The organism is Streptomyces sp. NPDC046866, assembly GCF_040704625.1.
In the GTDB taxonomy this organism is placed as follows: domain Bacteria; phylum Actinomycetota; class Actinomycetes; order Streptomycetales; family Streptomycetaceae; genus Streptomyces.
Map to the genome: position 1 here is coordinate 1 of NZ_JBEYXN010000056.1, position 10,486 is coordinate 10,486.

Annotated in this window: 6 protein-coding genes; 2 read left to right on the forward strand and 4 right to left on the reverse strand. The window is 72.9% G+C overall.

The window, feature by feature from the left end; genetic code table 11:
- Positions 1–974: 974 nt before the first annotated feature.
- Positions 975–1,448: a hypothetical protein gene (locus tag AB0953_RS35090; RefSeq protein WP_366863660.1), complete on the reverse strand. Its 474-nt coding sequence runs from the start codon at positions 1,446–1,448 to the stop codon at positions 975–977.
- A gap of 177 nt (positions 1,449–1,625) precedes the next feature.
- Complete coding sequence (locus AB0953_RS35095; RefSeq protein WP_366863661.1) at positions 1,626–4,322, reverse strand: glycoside hydrolase family 31 protein; 2,697 nt, start codon at positions 4,320–4,322, stop codon at positions 1,626–1,628.
- A 214-nt stretch (positions 4,323–4,536) separates the two neighbouring features.
- Here AB0953_RS35095 and AB0953_RS35100 point away from each other — a divergent pair, with 214 nt between their 5' ends.
- Together AB0953_RS35100 and AB0953_RS35105 are read left to right on the forward strand one after the other, a co-directional pair.
- Entirely contained in the window at positions 4,537–6,513 is a 1,977-nt protein-coding gene (locus AB0953_RS35100; RefSeq protein WP_366863662.1) for an acetoacetate--CoA ligase, read from the forward strand.
- A 121-nt stretch (positions 6,514–6,634) separates the two neighbouring features.
- On the forward strand, positions 6,635–7,567 hold the full coding sequence (locus tag AB0953_RS35105) for a hypothetical protein (protein ID WP_366863663.1): 933 nt from the start codon (positions 6,635–6,637) through the stop codon (positions 7,565–7,567).
- Positions 7,568–7,659: 92 nt separating this feature from the next.
- On the opposite strand, the gene ptsP is transcribed toward AB0953_RS35105, so the two are convergent.
- Together ptsP and AB0953_RS35115 are read right to left on the reverse strand one after the other, a co-directional pair.
- Positions 7,660–9,330: a phosphoenolpyruvate--protein phosphotransferase gene (ptsP, locus tag AB0953_RS35110; protein ID WP_366863664.1), complete on the reverse strand. Its 1,671-nt coding sequence runs from the start codon at positions 9,328–9,330 to the stop codon at positions 7,660–7,662.
- A 76-nt stretch (positions 9,331–9,406) separates the two neighbouring features.
- Positions 9,407–9,856: a PTS glucose transporter subunit IIA gene (locus AB0953_RS35115; protein WP_366863665.1), complete on the reverse strand. Its 450-nt coding sequence runs from the start codon at positions 9,854–9,856 to the stop codon at positions 9,407–9,409.
- Between the last annotated feature and the right edge of the window lie 630 nt (positions 9,857–10,486).

Here is a 10,486-nt window from a genome sequence, read left to right on the forward strand (position 1 = left end):
CCGAAATGCCAAAGAGCTGCCGGGAAGCCCCCGAAGGATGGCCAGGGGGTCATGTCCAGCCTTCTCCCTCGTCAGAGACCTCCCTCTCCCGCCCCATGTGCGGAATCCTTCCTTCCCGGATTCCCATCCCTCCCCGGCACCGGGCATACGGGTAGCCGAGCCCCCAGACCCGCAAAAGGGGCCATCGCCGGAGCCGAGGGGGGCTCCAACCCGCACCAGACGTCAATGAGATGACCATCGGGGGCGGGGAACGCCCCAAATCGCTACGCGCTCCTCATTTCTCGGCGACTGCCGACCGTCCGTGGCGGGTAGCGCACCAGATCGCTACGTGGCCCGGCACGTCTCAGCGTCAGACGACCGTCCGTGGCTGATAGCGCTGGCGTTGTCGAAATCACCGAGGACGACCGCCAGTCGTCGATCCGGCGGCAGCGTGTAGCGATCTCGGGCGCCCATCGGCCGAAGACGGGCGGCGGCCGCCAAGACGTACCGGGCCACGTAGCGATCTGGTGCGCTACCAGCCCCAGACGGCCGGCAGTCGCCGAGAAATGAGGAGCACGTAGCGATCTGACGCGTCTGTCGGCTCCTGGCAGCCATCTCACTGAAGTCTGGTGCGGGTTGGAGCGCGTCGGTTCCGGAGATGGCTTTCTCGTGGGCCTTGGGGCTCGGCTTCCCGGATGCCCGGTGCCGGGGAGGTAAGGGGATCCGGGAAGGAAGGATTCCGCACATGGGGCGGGGGAGTGGGCTCTCTGACGATGGCCGTTGTCGGATTGTTCCTCCCGGCCATCCTTCGGGGGCTTCCCGGCAGCTCTTTGGCATTTCGGTTCGTGTCGGTCTGTCAAGGGTGGAGCGTAGCGACATCGCGAAGCGACGCGACGAAGGAGCGCCCTTGACGGGCCGGCGCGAACCGAAAGGACAATGGGCTGACGGGACGCCCCCGGACACTCCCCGACCCCGGCTGACCGTGACCCCGTCCGTTAGACCGGCAGTTCCATCACGAAGCCGGCCATCGTCGTCACCGCCACGGCTGCCGCCGTCACTGTCAGGGCCCTGGCCCATAGGGTCTTCGCCGGCACCGGGACCGCCCGGGCGCGCAAAGCCGCCCCGGCGGCGAGCGGGAGTACCGCGCACGCCGCCGTGCCGGCCCACACTGCCCCGAAGGAAGGGGTCGCCGCCACGGTTTGGCGGAGCCACCACCGGACCGCAGCCGCCGGCGGTGCCGAGAGCGGCACCATCAGCACCAGTACCGCAACCGACTGCGGCCACGCCGTCAGGCGGGCCGTCAGTCGACCGAGCAGCGCCAAGGGCTTGACGAGCAGCGCTCCGTGCAAGAAGCCCACCGCCACGGCGACCACCGACCCGACGCCGAACATCGTCAGGGATCTGCCCGGGGCCGCCTGTTGCGTCGCGACGACGAGCGTCCACGCAGCAAGCAACTGGCACGCACCCACGACTTCCGCTCCTGGCGCCATGTCCCAGTGGCGCGGGCCCTGTAACGCCCGCAGCCGAGGAACCAACGGTCGCGCAGGCCTCGCCGGGCTCGCCAAGACCATTACAAACCCCCTGATCGAACCGCTCCGACGGCAGCGCGGCCGGTACACCGCGCACGGTCAGGGTCCCGTATGCCCCTATAGCGGAGCTACATCCTTCCCGGAGCCGGAGAAACCGGACGGAGAGGAGGGAGGGGAAGGAGATGTGGAAGAGGTAGAGGTAGAGGAAGAGGAAGAGGTAGAGGAAGGGGTAGAGGAAGAGGCAGCACCCGCACCTCCCCGAGTCCCCACAACTCGGCCCTCACCCCCACCCCCACCGCAATCCCCCCGCACCACAACCCCCTCCTCCACCAGCCCCCCGTCCTCGTCCTCCACCACCACCGCGTCCCCCGCCCACCGCACCGTGTACCGCTCGACCTCGCCCTGGTCGAAGCCCAGCCCCGGATCCCGGATCACCACTCCACCCCCGGTCCGCCCCCGCGCCGGAGCCCACACCTCCAGATCCAGGCCGGCCCCCGAATCCCCCGAAGCCCCCGAATCCCCCGAATCCCCCGAAGCCCCCGAATCCGCCGAAGCCCCCGTACCCCCCGTACCCCCCGCCCCCCGAACCCCCAGCACCGCCCCCGCCCTGGCCAGCACCGGGACCCTGCCCAGCGGCGCATCCAGCAGCACCGTGCCCGGCCCCTCGTACGCCGTCCCCGTCGCCGTGTCGTACCACCGCCCGCGCGGCAGTCGGACCGCCCGCCGGTCCGCGCCGGGCTCGAGCACCGGTGCCACCAGCAGCGCGTCGCCGAGCAGGAAGGCGTCCTCGCAGTCCCGCAGCCCGCGGTCCTCCGGCGCGCCCCACCACAGCGGCCGCACGTACGGCGCCCCCGTCCGCCGGGCCAGCTGGGCCAGCGTCATGAAGTACGGCCGCAGCCGCTCCCGCTCCGCCAGGACGGCGGCCGCGTGCCGCTCCACCTCCGGCCCGAACTCCCACGGTTCCCGCCGCCCCGCCCAGATCGCCGAGTGCGTTCGGAACAGCGGCATGTACGCGCCCAGCTGCAGCCACCGCAGATACAGCTCCGGCGTCGGCGTCCCCCCGAACCCGCCGACGTCCGGGCCCGAGTACGGCACCCCGCACAGCCCGAGCCCCAGCACCAGGGCGAGCGAGGCCCGCAGCCCCTCCCAGCCGGTCTCCACGTCCCCGGACCACGTGCCCCCGTACCGCTGCATGCCCGCCCACCCCGACCGGGAGAACAGGAACGGCCGCTCCGCGGGCCGCAGCCGTACCAGCCCCTCCCACCCGGCCCGTGCCATCCCCAGCGCGTACACGTTGTGCGCGGACCGGTGGTCCCCGCCCGCCCCGTCCATGGCGTGCCGCGCGGACCGGGGCAGGGTCATGTCCCCGAAGGGCGCGAAGGACACCGGCTCGTTCATGTCGTGCCACACCCCGGAGAAGCCCTGCGCCAGCCGCTCCGCGTACAGCCCGCCCCACCAGTGCCGCACCGCCGGGTCCGTGAAGTCGGGGTACGCGCACTCGCCGGGCCAGACCTCGCCCCGCACCTCGCGGCCCTGCGCATCGCGTACGAAGGCGCCGTCCGGGCCGACCGCGAGGCCGGACCGGTGGACCGCGTCGCCCGTCTTCACCGCCGGGTCGACGATCGACACCAGCCGCACCCCCTGCTCCCGCAGCTCGCCGGCCAGGCTGGGCAGGTCGGGGAACCGCTGCTCGTCGACCGTGAAGACGCGGTGGTCGTCGTAGTGGTCGATGTCCAGGTGGACGGCGGACAGCGGCAGCCCGCGCTCCCGGTAGCCGGCCACCACGCGCCGCACCTCCGCCGCGCTCCCGAACCCCCACCGCGCGTGCTGGTAGCCCAGCGCCCAGTCGGGCGGTACGGCGGCCGCGCCGGTCAGGCCCGACCAGCCCTGCAGGATCCGGGCCGGCGTCCCGACCAGCACCCAGCACCGCAAGGGTCCGCCGTCCATGCGCAGTTCGCTGATCCCGGGCCGGTCGGGCCCCGAGCCCGCGCCCTCCTCGCCCTCGCGCAGCGTCACCCGGCCGTCCCACGAGTTGTCGTGGAACACCAGGTGCGTCCCGGCGTCGGCGACGACGAGCTGCACCGGCATCGTGATGTAGAGGGGGTCGTCGCCCGGGCCGAAGCCGCCCTTCGGGTCGGTGTTCCACAGTCGGTACACCCCGTCGCGCAGCCGCGGTCCCGCCGCCCGCCCGCCCAGCCCGAAGAACCGCGCGTCCGCGGGCACCTCGGCCCGCACGCCCCAGCGCGGCTCCGCCACGGCCCGGACCGCCGCGGCAGCCGCCGAGCCGCCCGCCGCGTCGGCGCCCAGGCCCCCCGCCGAGCCGCCCACCCCGCCGCCGGCCGGTCCGCCCCCCGCCGGCTCCCACCACCGCGGCGGCAGCTCGCGGCGCAGCACCACGCCGCCCGGTGTGCGGACCTCCACCGCCCCGTGCCGGGACACCGCGACCGTCACCCGCTCCGACACCACCCGCCAGCCGCCGCCCGTGTCCGGCTCCAGCACCGCCCGCGGGTCGGGCTCCGGCCCGCTGCCCACCACCGCGTACGAGGGGATCGGCCCGGCCCCGTCCCAGCCCCAGAACACCGCACCGCCCACCGTGACCCGTACCAGCAGCTCCGAGCGGGCGAACCGCAGCACCCCGCCGCCCGGGCGCGGCTCCGCACCGGTCAGCAGCCCCGGCACCCGCGCCCGCTCCGCGCCCCGGCGCGGCAGCCCCACCGCGTCCGCCCGCCGGTGGCGCAGCGCCGAGCGCCACGCCCGCCGCCCCCGCTCCGTCCCGATGTCCTTCACCGCACGCACCAGTTCGCGACCGTTCATGCTGCTCACCCTGCCATCGGCCGTCGGCCGAGCGAGCGGCGTTCACCTCCCGTTCACCCGCCCATGAGGCGCCTGCGCCTCGCGGAGGCCTCTGGTGCGGATGTAGATCGCATGGCATCGTCCCTGTGTGCCGCCGCACGCACACCCACCGCGCGATGGCACCGTACGCAACGCACACCACGCGCGAGCCGCACACTTGACCGGGAGCCGACCCATGACCTCGTCCACCCAGCCGGAACCCCTCTGGTCCCCGGGGCCCGACCGGATCGCCGCGGCCCGCATCACGGCCTTCCAGGCCTGGGCCGCCGAGCGCCACGGGGCCCCCGCGGAGGGCGGCTACCCCGCGCTGCACCGCTGGTCCGTGGACGAGCTCGACACCTTCTGGCAGGCCGTCGCCGAGTGGTTCGACGTCCGCTTCACCACCCCGTACGAGACGGTCCTCGCCGACCGCTCCATGCCCGGAGCCCGCTGGTTCCCGGGCGCCACCCTCAACTACGCCGAGCACGCCCTGCGCGCCGGCGAGGACCCGGCGCGCGCCGACGCCGCCGCCCTGCTGTACGTGGACGAGACCCACGAGGCCGTGCCCGTCACCTGGTCCGAGCTCCGCGGCCGGGTCGGGGCGCTGGCCAACGAGCTGCGCGCCCTCGGCGTACGCCCCGGCGACCGGGTCAGCGGCTACCTCCCCAACATCCCCGAGGCCGTCGTCGCACTCCTCGCGACCGCCGCCGTGGGCGGCGTGTGGACCTCCTGCGCCCCCGACTTCGGCGCCCGCAGCGTCCTCGACCGCTTCCAGCAGGTCGAACCCGTCGTCCTGTTCACCGTGGACGGCTACCGCTACGGCGGCAAGCAGCACGACCGCCGCGACACCGTCGCCGAACTCCGTGCCGAACTGCCCTCGCTGCGCGCCGTCGTGCACATCCCGCTGCTCGGCACGCCGACCCCCGACGGCGCCCTGGCCTGGTCGGACCTGACCTCGGCCGCCGCCGAGCCGGTCTTCGAGCCGGTGCCCTTCGACCACCCGCTGTGGGTGCTGTACTCCTCCGGCACGACCGGCCTGCCCAAGGCGATCGTCCAGTCGCAGGGCGGCATCCTCCTGGAGCACCTCAAGCAGCTCGGCCTGCACTGCGACCTCGGCCCCGAGGACCGCTTCTTCTGGTACACCTCCACCGGCTGGATGATGTGGAACTTCCTCGTCTCCGGCCTCCTCACCGGCACGACGGTCGTCCTGTACGACGGCAGCCCCGGCTACCCCGACACCGGTGCCCAGTGGCGCATCGCCGAGCGCACCCGCGCCACCCTGTACGGGACCTCCGCGGCCTACGTGATGGCCTGCCGCAAGGCCGGGGTCCACCCCTCGCGCGACTTCGACCTGTCCGCGGTGAAGTGCGTGGCGACCACGGGCTCCCCGCTGCCGCCCGACGGCTTCCGGTGGCTGCACGACGAGGTGGCCGAGGACCTGTGGATCGCCTCGGTCAGCGGCGGCACGGACGTGTGCAGCTGCTTCGCCGGCGCCGTCCCCACCCTCCCCGTCCACATCGGCGAGCTCCAGGCCGCCTGCCTGGGAACGGACCTGCAGTCCTGGGACCCGTCGGGCAAGCCGCTCACCGGGGAGGTCGGCGAGCTGGTCGTCACCAACCCGATGCCCTCGATGCCGATCCGCTTCTGGAACGACCCCGACGGCAGCCGCTACCGCGACAGCTACTTCGAGATGTTCCCCGGCGTCTGGCGGCACGGTGACTGGATCACGCTCACCGACCACGGCTCGGTCGTCATCCACGGCCGCTCGGACTCCACCCTGAACCGGCAGGGCGTCCGGATGGGCTCGGCCGACATCTACGAGGCCGTCGAGCGCCTCCCCGAGATCAAGGAATCGCTGGTCATCGGCCTGGAGGAGCCGAACGGCGGCTACTGGATGCCGCTGTTCGTCCACCTCGCGCCGGGCGCCACCCTCGACGAGGACCTGCGCGGCCGGATCAAGGCCGTCATCCGGGAGCAGCTCTCCCCGCGGCACGTGCCCGACGAGATCATCGAGGTGCCGGGCATCCCGCACACCCTCACCGGCAAGCGCATCGAGGTCCCGGTCAAGCGCCTCCTGCAGGGCACGCCGATGGACAAGGCGGTCAACCCGGGCTCCGTCGACAACCTCGACCTGCTGCGCTTCTACGAGGAGCTGGCCCGCACCCGCTCCTGACGCCGGGGGGCCGGTGGGCCGGTGGCCGCGGGCCGTGGACCACGGTGCCGCGGCCACTGTCAGTGGCGCTGATTACTCTGAGTGAGCAGTTGATCGCCGAACGGCCACTCAGGGGGAAGCCATGTCAGGAACGCACCACACCACGGGACACACCACCGGCCAAACCGCCCACGAGGGCGCGGAAGCCTCGCGGCGCCGCACGCTGCGCCGCGAGGTCCCCGGAACCGTCGGCCTCCTCGCCGACGCCGGAGACTTCGCGGCCATGCGCCGCTACCGCAGCTTCGCCTTCGAGGACCACCAGGACTACCTCCGCGCCGTGGACGCCCTGCTGCGGTCCCTCGCGGACGAGGGCATCCACACGACCGTGGCCCTCTTCGACCCACAGGCGTACGCCGAGTTCTGCGACGACAACGGCCTAGACCCCGACAGCGCGGCATCGCGGACCCGGTTCACCGCAGAACTCGCGGGGAGCGGCCCGGCCCTGCCGTACACCGGCCGCCCCGTCGACGAGATGGTCCCGCTCCTGATCGACGAGGCCGTGCGGCAGTCCACCTGGGAGTACGCCACCGCCCTCCTCGCCGGGGTCGGGGCCTGCGCCGACTGCGGGGAGGACATCGGCCGCGCCGCGTTCGAGCGGGCCACCGCGGCCCTGACCCGCCTCGTGGAGCAGGCGGGCCCCGGCCACCACCACCTGGTGTGCAGCGTCCCGACGGAGGAGGAGCAGCTCGTCGCGGTCCTCCACGCCGAAGCCCCCGACGACCCGGACGGCCCGCCGTCCGTCGCCGACCGGGAAGGCCTGGGCTTCGTGGCCGTCCTCGCCGCCGGCCTCGCCCTCGGCGGCACCGGGGGCCTGGTGCTGCGCAGCACCACCCCGGGGTTCGCCGACCGGGTCCACGGCTGGCGCCTGGACCGCGGCCGCCTCGTCCCGCTCTCCGCGGCGGCGGTGTTCAACGCCTACTGCACCGACGCCGACACCGGAGAGCCCGTCGCCCCGGAGCCGGGCGTCGAATACTGCCCCGGCTACGAGGTGGACGGCCCCGACCCCCACTCCTAGCCGCCCGCTCCGAACGGCCGAGGGGCCCCCGCCACCGGCGAAGGCCCCTCGATCGTCGAGTCACCGGCAGCACGCCGGCGCACACCGCCGGCTCACTCGCCGGACAGCACCGCCTGCGCGGCCACCCGTGCCTCCTCGGCACTGTCGGCCGCTCGCGCGGCCGCCGCGGCCCGCTCGCACTGCGCCAGCGTGTGCTTGGCCAGCGTCGCCCGCACGTAGGGGATGGAAGCGGCACCCATGGAGAGGGAGGTGACACCCAGGCCCGTCAGCACACACGCCAGCAGCGGGTCGGAAGCGGCCTCGCCGCAGACCCCGCAGCTCTTGCCCTCCGCCTTGGCGGCCTCGGCCGCCAAGGCGATCAGGTCGAGCAGCGCCGGCTGCCACGGGTCCTGCAGCCGGGACACCGCACCGACCTGCCGGTCGGCGGCGAAGGTGTACTGCGCCAGGTCGTTCGTGCCCAGCGACAGGAACTCGACCTCCTGCAGGATCGATCGCGCCCGCAGCGCGGCGGAGGGGATCTCCACCATCGCGCCGAACTTCGCCCGCAGCCCGGCCGCGCGACAGGCGTCCGCGAACGCCTGCGCGTCGGCCCGGTCGGCCACCATGGGGGCCATGACCTCCAGGTAGACCGGCAGGCCCTCGGCCGCCTTCGCCAGCGCGGTCAGCTGGGTCCGCAGCACCTCCGGGTGGTCCAGCAGCGTCCGCAGGCCGCGCACGCCCAGCGCCGGGTTCGGCTCGTCGGACGGCGTCAGGAAGTCGAGCGGCTTGTCCGCGCCGGCGTCCAGCACGCGCACGACGACCCGCCCCTCGGGGAAGGCCTCCAGCACCTTGCGGTACGACTCGACCTGCTTCTCCTCCGACGGCGCCTTCTTGCTGTCGTCCAGGAACAGGAACTCGGTACGGAACAGGCCCACACCCTCGGCCCCCGCCTCCACGGCAGCCGGGACGTCCGCCGGGCCGCCGACGTTCGCGAGCAGCGGCACCTTGTGGCCGTCCGAGGTCGCGCCGGGACCGGAGGAAGCGGCCAGCGCCGCCTTCCGCTCGGCCGCCGCGGCCTCCAGCTCGGCCCGCTTCTCCGCCGACGGATCGACGAACAGGTCGCCCGTGCTGCCGTCCACGGCGATCAGGGTCCCCTCGGCGATCTCGCAGGCACCCGGCAGTGCCACGATCGCCGGCACGCCCAGCGCCCGCGCGAGGATCGCGCTGTGGCTGGTGGGACCCCCCTCCTCGGTCACGAAGCCGAGGACGAGCGCCGGGTCGAGCAGCGCCGTGTCGGCGGGCGCCAGGTCCCGCGCGATCAGCACGTACGGCTCGTTGCTGTCCGGCACGCCCGGCATCGGCACGCCGAGCAGCCGCGCCACGATGCGGTTGCGGACGTCGTCCAGGTCGGCCACGCGGCCGGCCATGTACTCTCCGGCCCCCGCGAGCAGGTCGCGGTAGGCCGCGAACGCGTCGTACACGCCGCGCTCGGCGGTGCTGCCGACGGCGATGCGCCGGTCCACGTCCGCCATGAGCTCGGGGTCCTCGGCGATCATGGCCTGCGCCTCCAGCACGTGCTGGGCCTCGCCACCGGCCAGCTGGCCGCGCGCGATCAGGTCGGCCGCAACCGCCCGCACCGCCTGACGGGCGCGCCCCTGTTCGCGCTCCGCCTCATCCGCAGTGATCTGCCGGGCCGGCGGCTCCAGGACCGCCGTGCCCATGTGCCGCACCTCGCCGATCGCCACCCCGTGGCTCACGCCGACGCCTCGCAGCGTTGTCTCCATTTCACCGTCTCCGATTGAGCGGCGGGCCCGGCCGCCGCGGTGGATGTCCGAGCCGCCCGCCGTGCGGGCGGACACGTCACTGCCAGCTGAAGAGGACGTCCCCGGCCTTGACGTCGCCGCTCTCGTTGACGGCGGCGAGGGACTCGGCCGTTGCCTCGAGGGCGACGACGGGGCAGATCGGCGACTTGCCGGCGTCCTCGACGGCCTGCGGGTTCCAGCGGATGACGGCCTGGCCGCGGGTCACGGTGTCGCCCTTGTTGACGAGCAGCTCGAAGCCCTCGCCGTTGAGCTGGACGGTGTCGATGCCGAGGTGTGTGAGGACACCGTGCCCGTTGCCGTCGACGACGACGTACGCGTGCGGGTGCAGGGAGACGACCACGCCGTCGACGGGGGACACCGCCTCCGAGGGCTCGCGCACGGGATCAATAGCGGTACCCGGACCCACCATCGCGCCGGAGAACACCGGATCGGGCACAGCCGCGAGTCCGATGGCACGCCCGGCAAGAGGGGACGTCACGGTGGTCATGGGGGCCTCCCAGGGGTGGGGCTTCGACGCTCCGCCGTCACTGCGTGTCCTCGGCGGCGTACGTTGAGAAGGGTATGTCATGAGATGTCCCGGTTCGCGCGAATGAACCTCCTGGCAGGAGGCCGCGACGCGGTCTCGCGACACCGTAGTGGACTAGACCATACGCCTGAATCGATTTGCCTGTGAACCGGCGGCGTTGTACTGTCGTGAGTCCCGCCAGGGCGTGCCGCGTGAACTTCTCGCGAACAGCCGATGGACGGGACCCCACCCCACAGGTAGCTGATCTTCGTCTCAGCTCTCGGCCTGTGCCGTTGCGTTGCGCCCAGTGCGTTTCGCGTCGGCGAATCGGCCGAGTTGCGAAAGGCGCAGAAAGCACTGGTAAGGTCGGGGAGCCGGAAAGGGAAACCGCGAAAGCGGAGGACCTGGAAAGCGGGCGAGAAAGACTCTGATAGAGTCTGGAACGCAGAAAGAAAAGCGAAGAACGAAAGCCCAGAGGAAAGCCCCAGTAAGTGTTACTGCGGGTGAGTACGAAGGGAGCGTCCGTTCCTTGAGAACTCAACAGCGTGCCAAAAATCAACGCCAGAAGTTGATACCCCGTCCACTTCGGTGGATGAGGTTCCTTTGAAAAGA

Bases quoted from the DNA above. Each gene is read 5' to 3' on its own strand.
- AB0953_RS35095 (WP_366863661.1), bottom strand. From the start codon at position 4,322: ATGAACGGTCGCGAACTGGTGCGTGCGGTGAAGGACATCGGGACGGAG.
- AB0953_RS35100 (WP_366863662.1), top strand. From the start codon at position 4,537: ATGACCTCGTCCACCCAGCCGGAACCCCTCTGGTCCCCGGGGCCCGAC.
- AB0953_RS35105 (WP_366863663.1), top strand. From the start codon at position 6,635: ATGTCAGGAACGCACCACACCACGGGACACACCACCGGCCAAACCGCC.
- ptsP (WP_366863664.1), bottom strand. From the start codon at position 9,330: ATGGAGACAACGCTGCGAGGCGTCGGCGTGAGCCACGGGGTGGCGATC.
- AB0953_RS35115 (WP_366863665.1), bottom strand. From the start codon at position 9,856: ATGACCACCGTGACGTCCCCTCTTGCCGGGCGTGCCATCGGACTCGCG.